Source organism: Rhizobium sp. PP-F2F-G48, from assembly GCF_004342335.1.
In the GTDB taxonomy this organism is placed as follows: domain Bacteria; phylum Pseudomonadota; class Alphaproteobacteria; order Rhizobiales; family Rhizobiaceae; genus Ferranicluibacter.
Map to the genome: position 1 here is coordinate 219052 of NZ_SLVH01000007.1, position 22879 is coordinate 241930.

At 61.0% G+C, this 22879-nt stretch carries 18 protein-coding genes; 9 read left to right on the forward strand and 9 right to left on the reverse strand.

Features of this window, described 5'->3' with window-relative positions; genetic code table 11:
• Nucleotides 1–3: 3 nt before the first annotated feature.
• Together C8J36_RS17020 and C8J36_RS17025 are read right to left on the reverse strand one after the other, a co-directional pair.
• Nucleotides 4–2010 carry a HAMP domain-containing methyl-accepting chemotaxis protein gene (locus C8J36_RS17020; protein WP_132536590.1) on the reverse strand — a complete coding sequence of 669 codons (2007 nt, stop codon included), beginning with the start codon at nucleotides 2008–2010 and terminating at the stop codon, nucleotides 4–6.
• A gap of 154 nt (nucleotides 2011–2164) precedes the next feature.
• A complete protein-coding gene (locus tag C8J36_RS17025; protein ID WP_132536591.1) occupies nucleotides 2165–3160 on the reverse strand; it encodes a bile acid:sodium symporter family protein in 996 nt (331 codons plus the stop codon).
• Nucleotides 3161–3272: 112 nt separating this feature from the next.
• Between C8J36_RS17025 and C8J36_RS17030 the strand changes: the two genes are divergently transcribed.
• Complete coding sequence (locus C8J36_RS17030; RefSeq protein WP_132536592.1) at nucleotides 3273–4127, forward strand: LysR substrate-binding domain-containing protein; 855 nt, start codon at nucleotides 3273–3275, stop codon at nucleotides 4125–4127.
• A gap of 111 nt (nucleotides 4128–4238) precedes the next feature.
• Here C8J36_RS17030 and C8J36_RS17035 read toward each other — a convergent pair whose 3' ends face one another.
• Nucleotides 4239–4382: a DUF1127 domain-containing protein gene (locus C8J36_RS17035; RefSeq protein WP_082477325.1), complete on the reverse strand. Its 144-nt coding sequence runs from the start codon at nucleotides 4380–4382 to the stop codon at nucleotides 4239–4241.
• A gap of 221 nt (nucleotides 4383–4603) precedes the next feature.
• On the reverse strand, nucleotides 4604–5518 hold the full coding sequence (locus C8J36_RS17040; protein ID WP_132536593.1) for an AraC family transcriptional regulator: 915 nt from the start codon (nucleotides 5516–5518) through the stop codon (nucleotides 4604–4606).
• Nucleotides 5519–5706: 188 nt separating this feature from the next.
• On the opposite strand from C8J36_RS17040, the gene C8J36_RS17045 reads away from it, so the two are divergent.
• The 7 genes from C8J36_RS17045 (at nucleotide 5707) to C8J36_RS17075 (ending at nucleotide 15820) form a co-directional block, all read left to right on the forward strand.
• The gene (locus tag C8J36_RS17045; protein WP_132536594.1) at nucleotides 5707–7173 is read left to right on the forward strand and encodes an alpha-glucosidase/alpha-galactosidase; all 1467 of its coding nucleotides are present in this window, start codon (nucleotides 5707–5709) and stop codon (nucleotides 7171–7173) included.
• A gap of 172 nt (nucleotides 7174–7345) precedes the next feature.
• Nucleotides 7346–9433, forward strand: a complete 2088-nt coding sequence (locus C8J36_RS17050; protein WP_132536659.1) for an ABC transporter substrate-binding protein — start codon at nucleotides 7346–7348, stop codon at nucleotides 9431–9433.
• A 143-nt stretch (nucleotides 9434–9576) separates the two neighbouring features.
• The gene (locus tag C8J36_RS17055; protein ID WP_132536595.1) at nucleotides 9577–10590 is read left to right on the forward strand and encodes an ABC transporter permease; all 1014 of its coding nucleotides are present in this window, start codon (nucleotides 9577–9579) and stop codon (nucleotides 10588–10590) included.
• Nucleotides 10587–11744: an ABC transporter permease gene (locus C8J36_RS17060; RefSeq protein WP_132536596.1), complete on the forward strand. Its 1158-nt coding sequence runs from the start codon at nucleotides 10587–10589 to the stop codon at nucleotides 11742–11744. The genes C8J36_RS17055 and C8J36_RS17060 overlap by 4 nt, the downstream gene beginning before the upstream one ends.
• Before the next feature lie 13 nt (nucleotides 11745–11757).
• Nucleotides 11758–13428: an ABC transporter ATP-binding protein gene (locus C8J36_RS17065; RefSeq protein WP_132536597.1), complete on the forward strand. Its 1671-nt coding sequence runs from the start codon at nucleotides 11758–11760 to the stop codon at nucleotides 13426–13428.
• A 31-nt stretch (nucleotides 13429–13459) separates the two neighbouring features.
• A complete protein-coding gene (locus C8J36_RS17070; protein ID WP_062596204.1) occupies nucleotides 13460–14830 on the forward strand; it encodes an alpha-glucosidase/alpha-galactosidase in 1371 nt (456 codons plus the stop codon).
• Between the two features lie 606 nt (nucleotides 14831–15436).
• Nucleotides 15437–15820: a GNAT family N-acetyltransferase gene (locus C8J36_RS17075; protein ID WP_132536598.1), complete on the forward strand. Its 384-nt coding sequence runs from the start codon at nucleotides 15437–15439 to the stop codon at nucleotides 15818–15820.
• A gap of 17 nt (nucleotides 15821–15837) precedes the next feature.
• On the opposite strand, the gene C8J36_RS17080 is transcribed toward C8J36_RS17075, so the two are convergent.
• Nucleotides 15838–16592 (reverse strand): IS5 family transposase gene (locus tag C8J36_RS17080; protein ID WP_132536599.1). Its coding sequence is split into 2 segments (ribosomal slippage): nucleotides 15838–16259 and nucleotides 16259–16592, totalling 756 coding nucleotides; the frame shifts between segments, so codons are not numbered across the junction.
• Nucleotides 16593–17310: 718 nt separating this feature from the next.
• Between C8J36_RS17080 and C8J36_RS17085 the strand changes: the two genes are divergently transcribed.
• The gene (locus tag C8J36_RS17085; protein WP_132536600.1) at nucleotides 17311–18249 is read left to right on the forward strand and encodes a hypothetical protein; all 939 of its coding nucleotides are present in this window, start codon (nucleotides 17311–17313) and stop codon (nucleotides 18247–18249) included.
• 94 nt (nucleotides 18250–18343) lie between these two features.
• Here C8J36_RS17085 and C8J36_RS17090 read toward each other — a convergent pair whose 3' ends face one another.
• The 4 genes from C8J36_RS17090 to C8J36_RS17105 all read right to left on the reverse strand — a co-directional run bounded on the left by C8J36_RS17090 (nucleotide 18344) and on the right by C8J36_RS17105 (nucleotide 22877).
• Nucleotides 18344–18943 carry a hypothetical protein gene (locus C8J36_RS17090; protein ID WP_245506598.1) on the reverse strand — a complete coding sequence of 200 codons (600 nt, stop codon included), beginning with the start codon at nucleotides 18941–18943 and terminating at the stop codon, nucleotides 18344–18346.
• Between the two features lie 85 nt (nucleotides 18944–19028).
• Complete coding sequence (locus C8J36_RS17095; RefSeq protein WP_132536601.1) at nucleotides 19029–19301, reverse strand: hypothetical protein; 273 nt, start codon at nucleotides 19299–19301, stop codon at nucleotides 19029–19031.
• A gap of 238 nt (nucleotides 19302–19539) precedes the next feature.
• The gene (gene ugpC, locus C8J36_RS17100; protein WP_132536602.1) at nucleotides 19540–20622 is read right to left on the reverse strand and encodes a sn-glycerol-3-phosphate ABC transporter ATP-binding protein UgpC; all 1083 of its coding nucleotides are present in this window, start codon (nucleotides 20620–20622) and stop codon (nucleotides 19540–19542) included.
• An 8-nt stretch (nucleotides 20623–20630) separates the two neighbouring features.
• Entirely contained in the window at nucleotides 20631–22877 is a 2247-nt protein-coding gene (locus C8J36_RS17105; RefSeq protein WP_132536603.1) for a glycoside hydrolase family 2 TIM barrel-domain containing protein, read from the reverse strand.
• Nucleotides 22878–22879 lie beyond the last annotated feature (2 nt).

Consider the following 22879-nt stretch of genomic DNA (forward strand, 5'->3'; position numbering starts at 1 on the left):
GGATCAGAATTCTTCCCAATTGTCGGCCGATGCCGATGGTGCAGCACTGGCGGAGCCGCCGGAGAAGGCGCGCGCGAGCGTGTTCGCCATCTTTCGCGCGGGCGACGCCACGGGTAGGGCGCGGGTGGCGCTCGCGACGACCGGCCGACCGGTGGTCTTCACACGGGGTGCCGGCCGGGACGACACGGAAAGCGTAGGAGCGTAGCCTGCCGCCGACGCGCCGCCGAACTGGAAGCGGGCGACCAGATCCTTCAGACGTGTCGCTTCGGTGGCGAGCGTGGCGCCGGCCGCATTGGCTTCCTCCACCATCGCCGCATTCTGCTGCGTCACCTGATCCATCTGGTTGACGGCCGTGTTGACTTCGGCAAGGCCGATCGACTGTTCGCGCGCCGATGTAGCGATCGCATCCATGTGCTGGTTGATGGTGACGATGTAACCCTCGATCGTCTTCAGCGCTTCGCCCGTTTCGCTGACGAGCTTCACGCCGCTCTGCACTTCGCCGGAGGAGTTGCGGATCAGGTCTTTGATTTCCTTGGCGGCCTTGGCCGAACGCTGGGCGAGTTCGCGCACTTCCTGGGCGACGACGGCAAAGCCCTTGCCGGCTTCCCCGGCACGTGCCGCTTCGACGCCGGCATTCAGCGCCAGAAGGTTGGTCTGGAAGGCGATCTCGTCGATGACGCCGATGATCGAGGAAATCTGGTTGGACGACTGCTCGATCTTGCTCATCGCGTCGACGGCACTGGTCACGACCGCACCGGACTGGCGGGCATTGTCGTTGGCCTGTACGGCGACAGTGCGGGCTTCCTCGGCGCGCTTGGAGGAATTGGCGACATTGGCGGTGATCTGGTCGAGCGCCGCTGCGGTTTCCTCCAGCGAGGCCGCCTGCTGCTCGGTCCGGCGGGACAGATCGTCGGCGCTCTGGCTGATCTCGCGCGAGCCGCTGTCGATCGAGCCGGTCGCATCGGCAACGGCGCTCAGCGTGCTGCGGAGTTGTTCGACGGCGCGGTTGAAGTCGGTGCGCAGGGTTTCGAAGTCGTCGGCAAAGCGTTCGTTGAGCTGGACGCTCAGATCGCCGGAGGCGAGATGCGCCAGTCCCTTTGCAAGCCCGCTGGTGGCCTGCGCCATCGCTTCGGCACGCTCGTGCTCACGTTCGGCCTGGCGACGCCGCTCGGTTTCGCTGAGGGAACGCTGCTCATTGGCGGCGGTCTCCAGCTGGCGTGCCTTCAGGCCGTTCTCCTTGAAGACCTCGACGGCCCGTGCCATGCCGCCGACTTCGTCGCGACGCTCGGTGCCCAGAACATCCGCGTCGAGATCGCCCGTCGCAAGACGCTGCATCACGCTGTCCAGCGCATCGATCGGCCGGACGAGCCATGCGCGAATGGCGAAGAAGGCTGCAAGGATGACGATGAGCGTGCCGAGCACGACGAGGGCGAAGGTGACCCAATAGGTCTTGATCGATTCGCCCGTCAGGCCATCATTCACCGTGCCTGCGACCGCCAGCAGGTCTGCGGTTTCCTCTGCCAGTGCCTGGCTCATGGCCGGAAAGTTCATCTCGCATTCGCGCAGGAAGGCGCCTTGCGCGCTCAGGCGGTCCTGCGACCCTTTGGCGGCAGCGGCACGGCTGAAGGCGTTGCCGCAGGCTTCGTTCAGGATCGACAGGCCCTTGACCTTCAGGTCCGAGATCGTCGCATTGTCGGGCGTTGCGGCAAGGGCCGCGTCCATTTCCGTGGCAAACTCCGCCTTGGCAGACTGAAGTTCTGCCGACGCCGTGGCCTTGGCTGCCTCGGAGTTGACGATCATCAGCGTGCCGGCTGCGGCGCGGGCGTTCTGAAAGGCGCGGTTCGCCAGTGCCAGTTCGGTCGCGGCTTTCGCTTCCTTGCTCAACAGTGCGGAATAGGCGGCATCGGTCTTCATGATCCGGTCGCCGGAATAGAAGGCGACACCTAGGGAGAAGAGCGCGAAAACGCCCATCAGGCTCAGAAATTTCCCAATGATCGGAATATGTTTCACAGAATGCCTCAAGCCTTGCGGGACAACGATTGCGCTGCAACATAGGCATTGAGATTTAAGTGATGGTTTACATCTAAGTCTCAGATCGCAAATGCGAACACATTTTCCGTTTCGTCATAAATCGACATTGAGAGGCATCGGGGCGACCGCAGCGTCAGGCCGCAACCGGCTTTGCCGCCTCCCGCTCTTTCAGCCGCGACGCATATTTCTGCGCGATCACGGCGCAGGCCATCAGCTGGATCTGGTGGAACAGCATGAGCGGTAACACGATGGCGCCGACGGACGTCGAGGCATTGCCGAAGATCGCATTGGCCATGGGAACGCCGCTCGCAAGCGACTTCTTCGAGCCGCAGAAGGTGATGGTGATTTCATCTTCCTTGGAGAAGCCCAGAAGGCGGCTGCCGAACATGGTGATGCAGAGTACGGTGGCCAGAAGCAGCATGTCGACCACGATGACGGCGGCGATGTCGGCGAGCGAAAACGTGTGCCAAAGCCCTTCCATCACCGCCTCGGAAAAGGCGAGATAGACGACCATCAGGATCGAGCCGCGATCGACCGGCATCAGCAGTTTCTTGCGCGAGCGGATCCAGTTGCCGATCCAGGGCTGGAGAAGCTGTCCGATCACGAAAGGGAGCATCAGTTGCAGGAGAATGCTCTGCAGCGCGCTCCAGGAAAACCCGCCGCTGCCCGTGGTGGAGAGAACGAGGCCGGTGAGGAGCGGCGTCAGGAACATGCCGAAGATGTTGGAGCCCGAGGCCGAGACGATGGCCGCGGGCACGTTGCCACCCGCCATGGAGGTGAAGGCGATGGAGGACTGCACGGTGGACGGCAGGACGCAGAGGAAGAGGATGCCGGTATAGAGTGGTGCTGCGAGGATCGATGTCGGGATGAAGCCGATGGCGAGACCGAGAAGCGGAAAAATGCAGAAGGTCGTCAGCAGGATCGTCACATGCAGGCGCCAGTGAAGCGCCCCGGCCACCACGGTGTCGCGCGACAGGCGTGCGCCGTGCAGGAAGAACAGAAGCCCGATGGCGATGTCCGTCGCAATGTTGAACGCCTCCGCATAGCGCCCGTAGATCGGCAGAAAAGAGGCGAGAATGACGGTGCAGACGAGCAGAATGGTGAACGTATCGGGCAGGTAGCGGCGCATGATCGCGGTCCTCCTGGGCTCTCGGACGGGTCTTGTCTTGAACGATGGTCGCGTCATCGCTTATCATGGTGCAAGATGCAAACACTAACAGTCATCGCAAATCGTGATAACCATGCTGAACCTTACCCATATCGCCAGTTTCGTCATGTTGCAGCAGACCGGCAGCTTTACCGAAGCCGCAGCCCGCCTCGGCATCGGGCAATCCACCGTGACGCAACATATCCAGCGGTTGGAAAAGTCACTCGGGCGGCAACTGGTGTTTCGCGACACGCATCAGGTGCGGCTGACGGCCGAGGGTGAGGCGCTTCTCGGTCATGCGCGTGGGATGCTCGATCTGAACGGCAAGGTGACCGCTCTTTTCGGCGAGAACCGCCTGCGCGGCCGGCTGCGGCTTGGTGTATCGGAGGATGTCGTGGCGAGCCGCCTGACCGCTATCCTCGCCGATTTCATCAGGCTTTACCCGCTGGTGGATCTTGAGATGACGGTGGCCTTGAGCGCTGTCCTGAACCAGATGCAGGAGGCGGGCGATCTCGATCTCGTGCTTGCCAAACGGCATATCGGTGAAACGCATGGACGGCTGCTCTACCGCGAACCGCTCGTCTGGCTGGCTCTCGATCCCGATCTTTTGATGTCGCGCGGAAACGCGCTGCCGCTCATCGCCTTCCCCCCGCCGTCGATCACACGCCGCATCGCGCAAGAGGCGCTCGATGCGGCGCGGATGCCTTGGCGGATCGTCTGTACCTGCGGCAGTCTGAGCGGGCTGACGGCGGCGGCGCGCGCGGGCATGGGCTTTCTGGTCCAGCCGCGCAGCATGGCGCCGACCGACCTGCGCGAGGTCTCGGCCGATCGGTTGCCGCCGCTCGCCGATGTGGAGTTCGTGCTCGTGCAGCGCCGCGGCGCCGATGCAGCGCTGGTCGATGCCCTGTCGAACCTCATCGTCGCCAAGATCGCGCCGCATCACGCCTGAACTGGGTGGGTGCCCTGCCCGCGCGCCTGATCCCAAACGCAAAACGCCCGCGATGACCGCGGGCGTGAAGCAAATGTTCAAATCGTGTCGGCTGTCGGCCGGGCGTCGGTCTTAGCGGACGGCGGCGCGGGCGACGCTGCTGATCTCGGAACGGGAGATGCCGAGGTCGTTGAGTTCGCGCGTCGACATGCGGCCGAGTTCGGTCACCGTCTGACGATACTTGCGCCAGTTATTGAAAGAGCGTGCTACGTTCATGATGATCCCCTTTCCAAGGTCTCCAGCGATGGCGAAACACTTGTTTCGTCTCTTCCGCTGTGTTGGGATCTTTATACGCGTGCACTGCAACAGCGACCAGCGCGAAAGCCTCAGGTGACGTATGCAGGCGCCGCATGCCTCGATGCATTTCGAGGGGTTGGGACCTGCCCGCTTAAGGAATCCGTAACGATTTCATGCTCCGTCGGGAGCGTCCCGACGGCCTAGCGCTCCGCCTTCGACCGGCCGCGAGGCTCGCCGACGCTCGCATACATGCCGGTCGTTCGAAACTCCGTCGGACTGGCACCGAAGTGCCGGCGGAAGACCTTGGCGAAATAGTTCGGCTCCTCGAAGCCCGACATCAGCGAAATCTCCTTTACCGAGAGATTGGCGGCCTGCGTCAACAGTTTGGCGGCACGCTGCAGCCGCTTGCGGAGCACGAATTCCGCCGGCGGCATGCCCTCGGTCGCGCTGAAGACACGGGAAAAATGCGCGCGGCTGAGACCCGACACGCGCGCCAGATCCTCCACAGGGAGCGGCTTTTCGAGATTGTCGGCGATATGGGACAGGACGTGCTGCATCGTGCGATATTCATGTCCGAAGATGGGGTGCGCCCCGAAGACATCGTCGTAGAGCGCCATTGCGGCCTCATAGGCGATGGCCGATGCCCGCCCCGGCATGTCCCCGCCGCCATGGATCAGCCTGTAGCTGCAATCGGCGAGATGCTCGATCGTGTCCGGCTGGAGCGAAAGGATCGGGCCGTTCGCGGAGAGAATGGCCTGATGCAGGCGCATCGCCTCCTCGCCGTTCATGGAGATCCAGAAGAACTCCCATCGCCCGCCGGGCTCCAGCCAGTAACGGTGATTGTGCGGCACGGTCACCAGGAGGGTCTCGCCCGGCAGCACGCGATAGGTCCGCCCGTCATAGCGAAGATTTCCGACGCCGGAGATCGTGTGCTGGAGGACCGTGAACGGCGTCTGCCCGCGCTTGCGTCCGTCCCAGTCATAGTTCGGTTTTTCCCGGATTTCGTAGCCAGTGCTCGTCGGCATGGTGTGCAGCCGATGCCGGCCACGCGGGAGGGAAACCGTCTTCATACGGGGTCCGCTTGCCATCAATCTCTGCAGCATAGAATTACCCATGAAAGCACAATCCCTCTCTATCTCGCTTGGATATTATACGCATAATGCGGCCACAGGGAGCAATACCGGGAGTATGAGAAGCGTCGAGCCGGATTGAAGCGGGAGGCCGAAACGGCTTCGCGTACCGATTGCACCGCGCGATTTTACCCGGCCGAAAGACAAGACCCATGCGGAGGACATCAGTGGCCATGAGCAGCTTCAAGATCGCCATCATCGGCGCAGGCAGCGTCGGCTTCACCAAGAAGCTTTTCACGGACATTCTGTCCGTGCCGGAATTTGCCGAGATCGAGGTCGCGTTGACCGATATCAGCGAGCAGAATCTTTCGATGATCAAGACGATCCTCGACCGCATCGTCGAAGCCAATCGTCTGCCGACGACGGTGACGGCAACGACGGATCGGCGAAAGGCCATTGAAGGCGCGCGCTACATCATCAGCTGCGTTCGGGTCGGCGGGCTCGGGGCTTATGCGGACGATATCCGCATTCCCCTGAAGTATGGCGTCGACCAGTGCGTCGGCGACACGATCTGCGCCGGTGGCATCCTCTATGGCCAGCGCAACATTCCCGTCATCCTCGATTTCTGCAAGGACATCCGCGAGCTTGCCGAGCCCGGCGCCAAGTTCCTGAACTATGCCAACCCCATGGCCATGAACACCTGGGCGGCGATCGAATACGGCAAGGTCGACACGATCGGCCTTTGCCACGGCGTCCAGCATGGCGGCGAGCAGATCGCCGAAATTCTCGGCGCCAAGGACGGCGAACTCGACTTCATCTGCTCGGGGATCAACCATCAGACCTGGTTTACCGATGTTCGACTGAAGGGTCGCAAGATCGGCAAGGAGGAACTGGTTGCCGCCTTCGAGGCGCACCCGGTCTTCTCGCAGCAGGAAAAGCTGCGCATCGACGTGCTGAAGCGTTTCGGCGTCTACTCCACCGAGAGCAACGGCCACCTGTCGGAATACCTGCCCTGGTATCGCAAGCGGCCGGAGGAAATCACCCGCTGGATCGATATGTCGGACTGGATCCACGGTGAGACCGGCGGCTATCTCCGCTATTCCACCGAAACGCGCAACTGGTTCGAAACGGAATTTCCACAGTTCCTGGAGAGCGCCGGCAAGCCGCTGGACCCTGCAAAACGCTCCAACGAGCACGCCAGCCATATTCTCGAAGCGCTGGAGACGGGGCGTGTCTATCGCGGCCACTTCAACGTCAAGAACAATGGCGTCATCACCAATCTCCCGGCCGATGCCATCATCGAATCGCCCGGCTTCGTCGATCGGTTCGGCATCAACATGGTGGCGGGTATCACGCTTCCCGAGGCGTGCGCGGCAACCTGCATCGCATCGATCAACGTGCAGCGCATGTCGGTGCATGCCGCGATCTCCGGCGATATCGATCTTCTGAAGCTCGCCGTGCTGCACGATCCGCTGGTCGGCGCGATCTGCACGCCGGACGAAGTCTGGCAGATGGTCGATGAGATGGTCGTCGCCCAGGCCGAGTGGCTGCCGCAATATGCCCATGCCGTTCCGGAAGCCCGTGAACGCCTGAAGCATGCCACGGTCAAGACACGAGACTGGAAAGGCGTGGCCCGCCGCGAGGTTCGCTCGATCGAGGAGCTGCGCGCCGAGAAGGCTGAATTGCGGGCCGCGAGCTGACAGAACTCCAGCCGAAGCGGGATCGCTTCGGCGTCGGAGAATGTTCGAAACGCTGAAAGCAACATACATCGTCGGCCGGCCCGCGTCTGGAGGAGATGCGGACCGGCTCGTTCCGGAGGAGTGCCGCAGCCGGAGATACCGGACCGGCAGAAATTGAGGGAGAGACATGACCATGACATCGAACCGCTATTTGAGGGCTGTCGCCGCGCTGATGCTCGGCGTATCGGCCTTTGCAATGACCGCCTCGGCCTCCGAGCCGACCGTGGTGCCGGAAGCGGCGCCCTTTCCCGGGCAGGGCAAGATCACCTACGTGCCGCGCGACTCCATCCTCGAGTTCAAGGCGCTCCCGAAATACAGCGAGCCGGACTGGGTCACGGAAAAGTTCGTCTCGACTGGCAAGCTGCCGCCGGTGGAGCAGCGCCTGCCGAAAGAACCTCTGGTCTACAAGACCGGCAATATGCCGGACGGCGTCGGCGTCTATGGCGACACGCTGCGCCACGTCATTGGCGGCCGGCCGGAAGGCTGGAACTATTCGGCCGGTCAGACGCAGGGCTGGGGCGGTATCGACATCGCCATGTCGGAGTGCCTGACGCGCACCGCGCCGTTGTTTCAGGTCGAGGCGACCGATGTGGAGCCGCTTCCGAACCTCGCGCGGAGCTGGGAATGGTCGGCTGACGGCCACAAGCTCACCATGCACCTGGTCGAAGGCGCCAAATGGTCGGATGGCGTAGAGTTCACCTCCGATGACGTGATGTTCTACTGGAACGACAATGTCGTCGATCCCAACGTGACCCCGCTCAACGGCGCCTCGCCTGAGACTTTTGGCGAAGGCACGACGCTCAAGGCGATCGATGCCTATACCGTCGAGTGGACATTCAAGGACGCCTTTCCCCGCCAGCATCTGTTTGCCATGGCCTATGGCACCTTCTGCCCGGGTCCGGCGCATATCCTGAAGACCAAGCATCCGAAGTACAATAAGGACTTCACCTACGACCAGTACAAGAACGGCTTCCCTGCCGACTACATGAACATTCCGGTGATGGGCGCCTGGGTGCCCGTATCCTACCGGCCCGACGACATGATCGTGCTGCGTCGTAATCCCTACTACTGGAAGGTCGACGAAGCGGGCCACCAGCTGCCTTATGTCAACGAGCTGCATTACAAGCTGTCGACCTGGGCCGACCGCGACGTGCAGGCCATTGCCGGCTCCGGCGATTTCTCCAACCTCGAACAGCCGGAAAACTTCGTCGAGAGCCTGAAGCGCGCAGCGCAGGAAACCGCCCCTGCTCGTCTCGCCTTCGGCGCCCGCCTGATCGGTTACAATCTCCGCATGAACCTCTCGGCCAACGGCTGGGGCGAGGCGGACGAGCGTGGCAAGGCCGTCCGCGCGCTCAATCGCAACGTGGATTTCCGCAAGGCGATCACCATGGCTGTCGATCGCAAAAAGATCGGCGATTCCCTCGTCAAGGGCCCGTTCACCGCCATCTATCCGGGCGGTCTGTCGTCCGGCACCAGCTTCTACGACCGCCAGTCGACCGTCTACTATCCGTTCGATCTTGAGGGCGCAAAGGCGCTGCTCGAAAAGATCGGCCTGAAGGACACGGACGGCAACGGTTTCGTCAACTTCCCCGCCGGTACGGACGGTGGCCAGGATGTCCAGATCGTTCTCCTGTCCAATGCCGACTACGGCACGGACAAGAATCTCGCCGAAGGCGTCATCGGTCAGATGGAACAGTTGGGCCTCAAAGTGACGCTCAACTCTCTCGATGGCGTCAAGAAGGACAATGCCCACTATGCCGGGCAGTTCGACTGGACGATCCGCCGCAATGATCCGGAACTGACGACGGTGGTACAGAACACGACCCAGCTCGCCCCGACCGGCCCGCGGACCAGCTGGAATCACCGTGCCGGCACGGACGGGACGGTCGATCTCCTGCCGTATGAAAGCGACATGGTCTCGATCGTCAACAAGTTCATCGCCTCGCAGGACAATACCGAGCGGACCGGTCTGATGAAGCAGTACCAGAAGATCGCGACCGAGAATGTCGATACGGTGGGCCTGACGGAGTATCCGGGCGCGCTCATCATCAACAAGCGCTTCTCCAACATCCCGTCGGGCGCGCCGATCTTCATGTTCAACTGGGCCGAGGATACGATCCTGCGCGAACGCGTCTTCGTCGCAGCCGACAAGCAGGGCGACTACGAACTCTTCAAGCAGCAACTGCCCGGCAAGCCCGGAGATGCCGGCCCGATCAACTAAGGCCCGGGTCGCAAGCCGATCGACCGATCGGATGCCTGCCCTTCGACATCACCGCCGCCGGGCGTTCCGGCGGCAGAGAAAAATGACCGCCCGGGCGCATGGCAGCGTCGCGTCCGGCGGCCGGTTTTCCTAAAGGATACGACATGCTCAGGTTTTTGCTTGTGCGGATCGCCTCCGCGCTGCCGGTGCTCTTCGTCCTGAGCGTCGTCACCTTCGTCATCATCCAGGCGCCTCCCGGCGACTACAGCGATTACATCCGCTCTCAGGCGATCAACCAGGGTGGCGCCTCGTTCGAGGAGGCCGACGCCCAGGCCCAGGCCTACAAGATCGCGAACGGCCTCGATAAGCCATTGCCCGTTCAATATGTGAACTGGATCACGGGCATCGTCACCCGCGGGGATTTCGGCCACAGCCTATTCTACAACAAGCCCGTCTCCGAGGTCGTCGGTGAACGCCTGCCCCGCACGCTGGCGCTGGCCCTCGTCTGCCACATCCTCGCGTCTCTGATCGGCATCACCTTTGGCATCCTCGCCGCGACGCGGCAATATACCTGGGTGGATACGGTGCTCTCCGGCATCTCGTTCCTGGGCATGACCGTGCCGCGCTTCCTGATGGCGCTGATCATCGTCTACATCATGGTGTTCCACTTCAATGTCAGCGAGATCGGCTCGTTCCAGTCGGCCCGCTATGGCGGCGCGCCCTGGTCCTTCGACAAGTTCCTCGACCTCCTGAAGCATGTCTGGCCGGTTATCGCCATCGCGACCTTCGGCGGGCTCGCCTACAATATGCGCGTCATGCGCGGCAATCTGCTCGATACGCTGAACGCGCAATATGTCGAGACGGCACGCGCCAAGGGCCTTTCCGAGCGCAAAGTCATCATGCGCCATGCCGTGCCCAATGCACTGCATCCGCTCGTCATGTATCAGGGCGTCGTTCTCCCCTACATGCTGACCGGCGAGATCGAGACGGCGATCATCTTCGCGCTGCCGACCGTCGGTCCGGCCATTGTCGGATCCATGGCGGTCGGCGACGTCTATGTCACCGCGACCTTCATGCTCGTTCTCTCGGCCACGCTGATCGTCGGCAACATTATCGCCGACCTTCTGCTCGCCGCGCTCGATCCCCGCGTCCGCCAGATGGGAGGGGCCACAGCATGAGTTTCGAAACCCAGGCCACTCTGCCGGTTGCGACCGCCGAGGCCGAGCACCACCCGATCGACGCACGGCCGGCCGAGCAGCATCGCAACGAAAGCTATATGGCGCTCGTCTGGCGCCGGCTGAAGAAATCCTGGACAGGCATGCTCGGCCTCGTCCTCGTCTGCCTTCTTCTCTTCTCGGCCGTTTTCGCGGATTTCCTTTCCCCGGTCGATCCCAAGGCGACGAATGTCGGTTTCTCCCCACCGCAGCTGCCGAGCTTCACTGACAAGGACGGTAATTTCGTCTTTCCACCGCGCTCCTATCCGGTGCGGGAGACGGAAGAACTCGATCCCGTGACGTTCCAGCCGATCATCGGTCCGGACTATGACAATCCCCAGGTCCTCGGTCTCTTCGTCAAGGGCGCGCCCTACAAGCTGCTCGGCCTCATTCCGCTCGATCGTCACCTGATCGGGGCGCAGGACGGTTCGCCGATCCATTTCCTCGGCACGGACAAGTTCGGTCGGGATGTCCTCTCCCGCATGCTCTACGGCTCGCGGATCTCGCTTTCGATCGCTCTGACGGTGGTCTTCATCGTCACGGTCGTGGGAACGACGGTCGGCATGGTTTCCGGCTATTTCGGCGGGCGATTCGATACCTGGATGCAGCGCTTCGTCGAACTTGTCCTCGCCTTCCCGCAGCTGCCGCTTTATCTCGCCCTCACGTCGCTGATCCCGGTCACCGCACCCACGCATGTGTTCCTCGTCTTCGTGGTCGGCGTCATGTCGGCGCTCGGCTGGGCGCAGATGTCACGGGAGGTGCGCGGCAAGACGCTGGCGCTCGCCCGGATCGATTATGTCCGTGCTGCCATCGCGGTCGGCGCCAGCGACCGGCGCATCATCCTCCAGCATATCTTTCCGAACGTCATGAGCCATGTGATCGTCGCGGTGACGCTGGCCATTCCGAGCGTGGTGCTGCTGGAATCCTTCCTCGGCTTCCTCGGTTTCGCGGTCAAGCCGCCGCTGATCTCCTGGGGGCTGATGCTGCAGGACACCTCGACCTATTCCGTCATCGGGTCCTATCCCTGGATCCTGTCGCCCGTCGGCATCGTGCTGATCACCGTCTTCGCCTTCAATGCGCTCGGCGATGGGCTGCGCGACGCCATCGACCCCTATTGAGAGGAGCGAGACCATGACGACACCCGATATCTCCGTCACGGCGCCGCCTGAGCGTTGCGATCTCGCTGAGCACACGGACGCCCCGATCATCGATGCCCGCAACGTCGCCGTCGATTTCAAGGTGGAGCACGGCACGGTCAGCGCCGTAAAGGACGTGTCCTTCCAGCTCTATCGCGGCGAGACGATCGCGATCGTCGGGGAAAGCGGGTCCGGCAAGTCCGTCACCGCCCGCACCATCATGGGGCTGCTCTCCAAGCGCGCGGTGACCAGCCCCCGCTCGACCATCGCCTACAAGGGCGAGGACGTGCTGAAATTTTCCGAGAACCGCCGGCGCAAGCTGCGCGGCGACCGGATCTCGATGATCTTCCAGGAGCCGATGAGCTCGCTCAATCCGGTCTATACGATTGGCGCGCAGATTGCCGAAGCCATTCTCGTGCATCGCCGCATGAGCCGGAAGGCGGCCATGGCGGAAGCGCTGGAGCTTCTGCGGCATGTCCAGATCCCCGAGCCCGAGGCGCGGCTGAACCAGTATCCGCACCAGCTCTCCGGCGGCCAGCGCCAGCGCGTCATGATTGCCATGGCGCTCTCCAACAAGCCGGACGTGCTGATCGCCGACGAGCCGACGACGGCGCTCGACGTGACCGTGCAGGCGCAGATCCTCAACCTCATCCGCGCGCTTCAGCGTGAGATGAACATGGCCGTGATCCTGATCACCCACGACCTCACCGTCGTCCGGCAGTTCTCGGACTATGTCTATGTCATGAGCGCCGGCGAGGTACGCGAGCACAATACGACCGAAGCTCTCTTCGCCGATCCGCGCCATCCCTATACGGCCAAGCTGCTTGCGTCCGAGCCGAAGGGCACGGTCGCGCCGATCTCGCCAACGGCGCCGGTCATCCTCGAAGGCCGCAATGTCCGCGTCGCCTTCACGCTCAAATCCGGCGGGTTCTTCAAGCCGCAATTCAGCGAGCTTTTGGCGGTCAACAATCTCAGCCTCTCGCTGAAACGCGGCGAAACGCTGGGTATCGTCGGGGAAAGCGGCTCCGGCAAGACGACCTTCGGCCAGGCGCTCATCCGGCTTTTGAATGCCGAGAGCGGCGAGATCACCTTCGATGGCGAGGCGATCCAGTCCTATGGCCGCACGGAGATGCGCCCGCTGCGCGCCCGTATGCAGATCGTCTTCCAGGACCCGTTCTCTTCGCTCAACCCGCGCATGTCGGTGGGCCAGATCATCGAGGAAGGCCTGATCGTCAACGGGCTCGGCGCGACGCGCGACGAGCGGCTGGGGCGGATCTATGCGGCCTTAGCGAGTGCCGGCATGCCGGGCAACATTCTCGGGCGGTTTCCCCACGAGTTTTCCGGCGGCCAGCGCCAGCGCATCGCGATTGCCCGTGCCATCGCGCTGGAGCCGGAGTTCATCCTTCTCGACGAGCCGACTTCGGCGCTCGATCTTTCGGTACAGGCCCAGATCATCGACCTGCTGCGCAAGCTGCAGGAAGAGCGGGGCCTTTCCTATCTGTTCATCTCGCACGACCTGAAGGTGGTGCGCGCACTCTGCCACCGCGTCGCGGTGATGCAGCGGGGAAAGATCGTCGAGGAAGGCCCTGTCGCCGAGGTCCTGTCAAACCCCAAGACCGAATACACCGAGCGGCTCGTCCGAGCCGCCTTCAACGTTGCAGCCTGAGCAGAAAGAGGCCCCCATGACCAGTCAACCCATGACCAGACAACCCAAGATCACCTTCATCGGAGCGGGATCGACGACGTTCATGAAGAACATCATCGGCGACATCCTCCAGCGTCCGGCCCTTTCGGGAGCGAAGATCGCCCTGATGGATATCAATGCCGAACGCCTTCAGGAAAGCGAAGTCATCGTCCGCAAGCTGATCTCGTCGCTCGGCGCGAAAGCCACCATCGAGATGCATTCGAGCCAGAAGCGCGCGCTCGATGGCGCCAATTTCGTCGTCGTTGCCTTCCAGATCGGCGGTTTCGAGCCCTGCACGGTCACCGACTTCGAAGTGCCGAAGAAATACGGCCTGCGCCAGACCATCGCCGACACGCTCGGCGTCGGCGGCATCATGCGTGGTCTGCGCACCGTGCCGCACCTCTGGTCGATCTGCGAGGACATGATGCAGGTCTGCCCGGACGCGATCCTGCTGCAATACGTCAATCCGATGGCGATCAACACCTGGGCGATCGCCGAGAAATATCCGAAGATCAAGCAGGTCGGCCTTTGCCACTCCGTGCAGGGCACGGCCATGGAGCTCGCCGAAGACCTCGATATCCCCTATGAGGAAATCCGCTACAAGTCGGCCGGCATCAACCACATGGCTTTCTATCTGAAATTCGAGCACCGCCAGCCGGACGGCTCCTACAAGGATCTCTATCCGGACCTCCTGCGCGCCTATCGCGAGGGCCGAGCGCCGAAGCCGACCTGGAATCCGCGCTGCCCGAACAAGGTGCGCTACGAAATGCTGACGCGCCTCGGCTATTTCGTCACCGAGAGCTCGGAGCATTTCGCCGAATACACGCCCTACTTCATCAAGGAAGGCCGCGAGGACCTGATCGAGAAGTTCGGCATCCCGCTCGACGAATATCCCAAGCGGTGCGTCGAGCAGATCGAGCGCTGGAAGGGCCAGGCCGCGGCCTATATGTCGGCCGACAAGATCGAGGTGAAGCAATCGAAGGAATATGCCTCCTCGATCGTCAACTCGATCTGGACCGGCGAGCCCTCGGTGATCTACGGCAACCAGCGCAACAATGGCTGCATCACGTCGCTGCCGGACAATTGTGCCGCCGAAGTGCCATGCCTGGTCGATGAAAACGGCATTCAGCCGACCTTCGTCGGCGCCCTGCCCCCGCAGCTGACCGCGCTGATGCGCACCAACATCAACGTGCAGGAACTGACCGTGCAGGCGCTGATGACGGAGAACCGCGAGCATCTCTACCACGCCGCCATGATGGATCCGCACACGGCGGCAGAACTCGATCTCGACCAGATCTGGTCGCTGGTGGACGATCTCCTGATCGCGCACAATGAATGGATCCCGCAATGGGCCCGCATCGAGAAGAAGGTCCGCGCGGCCTGATCGGCCGAGACAGCGCGCGACCTACCCTCCCGGGTCGAGACGACGACCGCCGCCGCCGCGCCGACGGACCGGATGGCCCACCGCCATCCGGTCCGTCATCCGGATCTGTGAAGGTGTCGGTTCCGATACGGGGCGGAATGACACTTCAAGCACCCCGGCTGTCGTCCCAATTGAACCCTTGTGGATTTCAGTGCCGGAAAGCTTTGATTTGTATGGATTGAATGCTGTCCCAAAGAGTCTTTATTCCAGTTGGGACAACCACTTTACGCCAACAGGGGACATCCTGGAAAAGTTCATGGAAGACCATTTCCTGACCTTATTCCGGTCTTTCATTCCATCCATGGGATATCCAAAAAGCTGCAGCTCTATAGATTTGAAATCATGACTTGCAGAGGGTCCGATGATATTGTGGCAGCGGAAGCCTGTTTGCCATGAGGGAAAGAGTGATTGAGACAGACCGATTGAAACTCAGGGATTGGCGAGAGGCGAATAAGGCCCTGCTGAGCGTGATCCATGCTGATCCTGAAGTGATGCAGTTCCTCGGCGGCACGAAGACTGCGTCTGAGACAAGCGATTTCGTTGACCGATTGACGCAGCTTTCCGAAGGTGGCGAGCCAGACTTTCTGGGTTACCGAGCGTATCGCTGACGGCTCATTGATTGGCGCAATTGGCCTGCATCGGCTCGGCGATGATTTTCCATTCGGTCCGGCTTTAGAGGTGGGTTGGCGGCTGGGTCGCGACTGTTGGGGCAACGGCTATGTAACCGAAGCTGCTCGCGCGGTTCTCGATTATGCATTTGGTACCTTGGATGTGCCCCGCTTTTACGCTTTTACAGCATTGGCGAACAAGCGTTCTGAAATCGTAATGCAGCGGCTTAGGATGAGAGTTGAGGGCGGCGAATTCCCTCATCCCGATTATCTGCCGACCGACGCGAGCGCGATGCACATGCTGTATGTTGCCAAAAAGACAATATGGATGTCCGATAGCTAGGCTCAGGACTCATTGTTTCAAATCCAGAAGATGACGGTTGCAGCGATGCAGATGGCTGAGAAGAAAGTGTGGGCGCATCTGTCGTATCGTGTAGCGATGCGTCGCCAGTCCTTGAGCTTGGCGAAGAGGTTCTCGACCTTGTGGCGCTGGCGATAGAGTCCCTTGTCGTAGGGATAAGGAATTTTCCGGCTTCGGCTCGACCGAATGCAGGGTTCGATGCCCTTGGTTACGAGCGCCTGCCGGAACCAGGTGCTGTCGTAGCCGCGATCGGCGATAAGGACGTTGGCTGGCGGGAGGGCGTTCAGCACGAGACGGGCGCCTTTGTGGTCACTCATCTGACATTCCGATAGCAGCATGACCACGGGACGGCCTTTGTCGTCGCAGACGGTGTGGAGCTTGGAGTTCAGGCCGCCCTTGGTGCGTCCGATACGTCGGGGAACATCCCCTTTTCAAGCAGGCTCGCCGCCGTGCGGTGGGCCTTCAGGTGTGTCGCGTCGATCATGATGCGCTCGGGCTTGGGACTTTCGCCCGCCAAAGCCGCAAAGATCCGGTTGAACACGCTGAGCCGACTCCAACGGATGAAGCGATTGTAGAGCGTCTTGTGCGGGCCGTAGTCCTTCGGCGCATCCTTCCACTGCAGCCCGTTGCGGATCACATAGACGATCCCGCTCACCACCCGCCGGTCATCGACCCGCGGCACACCATGCGCCAAGGGAAAGAACGGCGAGATCCGAGACATCTGACGCTCGCTCAGCAAAAACAAATCACTCATCACGGCCTCCTCAATGGAGACTGTGAATCACATCTCAAATCAGTTTAATAGGTCCTGAGTCTAGTTGCCGCTAACAAACGTAGTTTTTTAGCTGGATTCCACCAAAATACAAAAACAAAAGATATTATCGCTAACACCAATGGGTGAAGGCCAAGAAAACTACCAACAGGAAGAGTTATTATACCTAAGAAAGATGCATATATGACATTAGATATAGGATTGCTGATCATCACCCAGAAACCAATTTCAAGCGAACTGGCTAAAATCCAGAAGAATTTTTTCATCTTGATGTTACGGTGCCTCCTTCGATGGTCTATGTGTTGTAGTTTGAAATTAAATGATTTTTCATTTTATATTTAACGAGGGATCCATAAGATCTCCTACTCATAGCGAGATTGGAAATAATGGTCGAGAATTTGATCCAAATCTTGCCGCGTCCTGAGGACATCACGGTTCGACGTCCGACGCGCACCAACAGCGGTCATGGGAATAGCAGCGCTGTCTACGCCGACAACTTCGCAAAGCAATGTTGACTACGAGGAACCCAAGATGCATTTTTCTCCTGTTTCAATCTCATCGCCTAGCCGCCGGGTATCTTAGTGAAAAAGCTTCCAGACTTCGACAGGCTTCTCCGAGCCGTTTGTTTCCAGTACGGTTTCTGTGGAAGCCTGCAGGACGAGGGTACGTTACAAAGATCACAAGGTAACATCGGATAGGGATGCTGGAAAAGACAAGGCGGAGAATGAACCATTCGGAGATACCTGGCCGTAGTATCGCTGACCCTATCGTCGTATCGTACCTGGCCCATCACGAAAAACTGGATGCTATCGATTTCCGCACAAATGTGGATATTGGATTTTTTGGCGGTTTTGATAGTGGTTTCGGCCTTCAGGTGGAAAGCCTTCCCGCATACGCTGCCGAATTCGCAGATGTGCGATCAAGGCACCTGCCGGACGACGAGGAGAGGATCGTCTCTCGGCTGTCGTTTACCGGGCTGGATGCCATCAGGGTCGTGCAACGTTCCTATAAAGGGGCCTTGCCATTCGGGCTGACGTTCGGAGACAGCGCTGACGTGGTGGCCGAGAAGCTCGGGGCAGGTGCGTTTCGAGAAGACAAGAGCAGCACGCTGCCGGACCATTCAGCCGAACGCTTTGTTCATTCCCATGCTGTCGGAAATTTGGTCGTGATCGCTAAATATGACACGAACTTGCGGCTGATGGCGGTCTATCTGATGCAGGCTGATCGCACCATGGTCAAGGCCAAGCGCCGGAAGGCAACCTTGCCCGAGCAGAGGATCGTGCCCGGCAATATCGATAAGGTCGAAGGATTGCGGGATCAGATTCCAACGCCACGTTGGCGGGAGTCCATGGCCGAGGGAGATGAGTTATTCAACGAGTTCGACATAGCCATGGCTGAAACATCGCTGAATGCGTTCATCGACACGGTGAAGGTCGCAACCAGCCAACAGGATGCGCAGGCAATCCAGGCAGCGGTCAAGGATATCGTTCTCGCGATCAATGAGATCAACGCCAGAAGCGGGATAATCGAGACGCTGGAGCGCGACGAACTCGGTGTCCTGATTGACGCGGTGGTAAGGGCGTCGGGCTTCAGCCTCCCTGATGATGAGGATATTACAGCGGAGTGGCGTGAGTGGTGACGGGAGCCGATATCCGCAGAGGCGGAAGGCGAAGGAAGGCAGGACGTTTGTCTCGATGCCTTCAACGCACTCAGGTAGCTAAGGATTCAGTTCGCTAATCGTCAATGCGTAGGCGGCCGCCTTCTATGACGAGATGACGCCCTTTCATTTCCACAAGGCGCCAGTCTTCTTCACACGATCCATCTGGAAAAATCTGCAGGCGATAATCCCCTGATAAGAGCAAATCAGCTCCACCGAAGCTGTCGACATTGACCGAGGTAACAATGAGCTGCTCGCTGGTGTTAAGGAAGGACCTAGTCTTCTCGTCGTAACCTCCGAGGAGAGATGCGAGCTTGACGTCCTGCAGGCTACCTGATCGAGGGTCGCCGTTATCTACCTCCTTGCCGTCGGCGGGCCCGATCAACCGATCGGAAGTCCCTGTATATACCGTATCCCTGGAAACTAGACGCCACGGACACTGAATATGTAGTGCATAGAGCCCGACGGTTCCTGTGCCTGAAGGATGCGGCTGAATCTCGCCAAAATGAAACACCTTCATGTCCGCAGCGTTACGAGCAATACTCATAGGCAAGCCGATGAGCACCTGAAGGGAGTGTTCTAAAAGGGGTTGTCTATCGTAGTCGGGCATCGTCTTCCCTCTCGTGCAAGTATTGCGGTCATTCGCGGGCTTCAGCTTATAAATTTTCCAGTCCACCAGATGGCGTCCTGAGCCATGCCGGGCAAACGGAGGCCGTTGGCAGAAAATGCTAGCAGTTCCCCATCGTTGTAGCCGACCAGCGCTACGGCATCAGTTGTTTCTTCAAGTTTAACGCAGTGATTACCGTGTGTAATTTTGTGTCAGGAAGAGCGGCATTTCGCTTAGCCAGAACATATTGGCTAGAGTACGCACCCCACAGCCGCTCAGCATTTTCGAAATGTAGCTGGATAGCTCGATGAGCAGTTTGATGGCTTGTCGATCCATCAGCGGCACAATCCAGCAGCGTCCAGCTCTGCTTGAAAAATTCCGCCAGAATTTCAATCTCCAGAGCGTCGTTGTCGAGCAGCTTCTTCACATGCGCACCCTCTGGCAAAAGATCGCACCGAGATAACGCGGAAACCACGGGTGCGTCAAAGCCGAGCAGTCAACGCCTTGTCCGCTCCGAGCCTAATAGCGGACTTCGCTCGTTAGAGTGTCATTTCGCCCTCAGCCTGAACCAACCCCTGTGAAAATCGAGAGCATCCGCTCTGCAAACGAAAAACGCCGGAACCAAAGTGTGGGCCGGCGCTCTTTCGTTCGTACGTCTTCAATCCCTACCGGATACGCTTGCCGTCTTCTGCGAAGAGCAGAGCCCGCGTCGGGTCGAAGCCTGCCTTCAGCACATGACCCGTGGAGAGGCTGCGGCCGTTGCGGGTGGTGACGACGATGGTTTCGCCGGATGTCGAGCGACCATAGGCAAACGTCTCGCCGCCCAGATGCTCGAACATGTCGATGGTGATCGACAGGCTGTCCTCGCCTGCATCGGTGAAATGCTCCGGGCGGATGCCGAGACGGATCGGGGTGCCGGCAGACGGCACCGGACCCTGCAGCGGCACGGCGATTTCCTTGTCGGCGAAGCCATCGAGCGAGACGAGCGCGGAGGGTCCGCTGGCGCCGATGACCCGGCCGGCGAAGACGTTCATCCGCGGCGAGCCGATGAAGCCGGCAACGAACAGGTTGGCGGGGTCGTCGTACAGATCGAGCGGTGCGCCGACCTGTTCCACGATGCCGGCCCGGAGAACGACGATCTTGTCGGCCAGCGTCATCGCTTCCACCTGATCGTGCGTGACGTAGACGATGGTGGCGTTCAGTTCCTTGTGCAGCCGGGCGATTTCCACCCGCATGTGCACCCGAAGCTCCGCGTCCAGGTTCGACAGCGGCTCGTCGAAGAGGAAGACGTCGGGTTCGCGCACGATGGCGCGGCCGATGGCGACGCGCTGGCGCTGCCCGCCGGAGAGCGCCTTCGGCTTGCGGTCCATCAGCGGCCCGAGCTCGAGGATTTTCGCGGCCGCATCGACGCGACGTGCGATCTCCGCCTTGTCCTGTCCGGCGAAACGCAGCGCGAAGCCCATATTCTCGCGCACCGTCATGTGCGGATAGAGCGCATAGGACTGGAACACCATGGCGATCCCGCGCTTGGAGGGATCGACATCGTTCATCACCTGCCCGCCGATCTCGAGCGTGCCGGAGGTGATGTCCTCCAGCCCGGCGATCATGCGCAGCAGCGTGGACTTGCCGCATCCAGACGGGCCGACGAAAACGACGAACTCGCCGGATTTGATGTCGAGATCGACGCCCTTGATGACATCGAGCACGCCGAATGTCTTGCGGATGTCCTTGAGAATGACGTCGGCCATACCGGCTCCTATGCGCTGACGGTGAAAGTGACGGTCTGGTCTGCGAACAGTCCGCATTCCGCCGTCAGCGTGATGGTTCCCGCTGCGTCGCCGGCCTCGAGCCAGAAGCCGGTGACCCCGCCCTTGAAGCTCTGCAGCGACGGGCCGATGATGCGGCCGGGGCCGTCCACGGCGAAGCGGATCGGCTCCTCGAAGAAGGGCAGGATGTTGCCGCCCTGGTCGAGCACGCGAACGATGACGCGAACGGCGTCCTTCTCTCCGGCCCGCAGATGCGTGTCGTCCGGCGCGATCTCCAGTGTCGTGGGAAGCGGATCGGCCGGGAGCACGACGGTCTTAACCGCCTTGCCGTCGACATAGCCGGTGATGACGCCGTCCCGCCAGATTCGGCCCCAGGTGCCGAACTCGGACGGCGTGACATTGCGCATGTCGAGGATGACCGGGGGATGCGCGAGATGCGGATAGGTTTCGCGATCCGGCTCGATGCGCTTCGGCGCGAAGTCGCCGAAGGTGATCTCCAGATAGTCGCAGTTCGTCAGGATGATCAGCGGCAGAACCCCGCCGATATTGCGCTCGCCGCGCGCCCAGTAGGTCACCGGCTGCAGCACGACGCCACCGGCCGGATCGCCCTGCGATGCGTAGGCATAGGCGGCCAGTTTGGGTTCGCGGAACGTGTCGAGCACCCCGTGGTAGCAGACGCGGTCGCCCGAGCCGAAGTCCTTGTGCGTGTTGTAATCGAACATGCACCAGCCGGTGGAGCCGGAGATATCGTCGCGGCCGGCGACCGCATCGAGGATCAGCAGGTGGCGCGTGACATGCTCGGCCTGCCGCTGCTCCTGGTCGAAGCGCTTGGTCGGGTACATATGGCCGTTATATTCGGTGATCATGTAGGGGATCGGCTTGGTGATTCCCGTCGTCTCGACCCGGTCGCGCAGCACCACGCGGCCGCGATTGTTGCCCGGCATCTCCTCCTGGCCGAGAATGAAGTCGTTCATGGTGTAGACGTCTTCGAGCAGCTCGGAATTGGTGATGAACCGGACGCCGCCGGTCTGGCGGGTGGTGTCGAGTTCACGCGCAAGCCTGTTGGTCTCGGCGTAGAAGTCGTGGTCGTCCTGGCTTTCGTTGATGCGCACGCCCCAGATGATGATCGACGGATGGTTCCAGTCGCGCTCGATCATGCGGCGGACGTTCTCGACCGATTCCGCCTTCCAGGCCTCGCCGCCGATATGCTGCCAGCCGGGGATCTCCTCGAACACCAGAAGGCCGATATCGTCGCAGCGCTCGATGAAGCTCTTTGCCTGCGGATAATGCGACGTGCGCACGATGTTGCAGCGCAGGTCGAATTTCAGGATATCCGCATCCTTCTCCTGCGCGCGCCGGCCCATGGCATAGCCGGAATAGGGCCAGGCCTGATGGCGATTGAGCCCGCGCAGCTTGAGCGGCTTGCCGTTGAGCAGAAACCCGTCCGGCGTGAACTCCGCCGTGCGAAAACCGAACCGGCTCGACAGCGCATCGGCGCCCGACGCGGTGTCCAGCTCCGCCGTCAGCGTGTAGAGCACAGGATTGTCGATGTCCCAGAGCGCGAGGCCCGCAAGACCATCGATGACGAGCGTCGTACTGTCGCCCGCGACATCCGCCGTCCCCTTGCCGACCACCGTGCCTGCTTTGTCGGCGATCGAGACGCGGATCGTGCCTGCCGTCGGCAGGTCCTGCGGGTTCGAAAGATCGACGCGCACCGAAACCGTGCTGGCCGACAGTGCCTCCGGCGTTTCGATCTTCATGTTGCGGATCGAGACGGGGCTTGCGACCTTCAGCCAGACATCGCGATAGATGCCGGCATAGCAGAGATAGTCGATCATGCCGCCGAAGGGCGGGATCTCCGGGTTCTCCGACCCGTCGATCTTGACGGTAACGAGGTTGTCGCCCGGCTTCAGGCCCGCCGTCAGCCGCGCTTCGAACGGCGTGTAGCCATCGCGGTGGAAGGCGATCTTCTCGCCGTTGAGGAAGACCTCGCTGTCGGCCATGGCGCCGTCGAAGACGAGCGAGACTTCACGGCCTTCGAAGCCCGGCTCCCAGGCGATCACCTTCTGGTAGGTGAAGGCCTTCTGGTAGCTCGTCTCGTCGAAATAGTTGTAGGGCAGTTCGACGGCGGTGTGCGGCAGGCGCACCGTTTCCCCGATCAGCGGCTGACCGGCCTTGGCCGCATCGAAGCCTTCGCTGAAGGTCCAGTTGCCGTTGAAGCTTTCATATCTGCGCATTG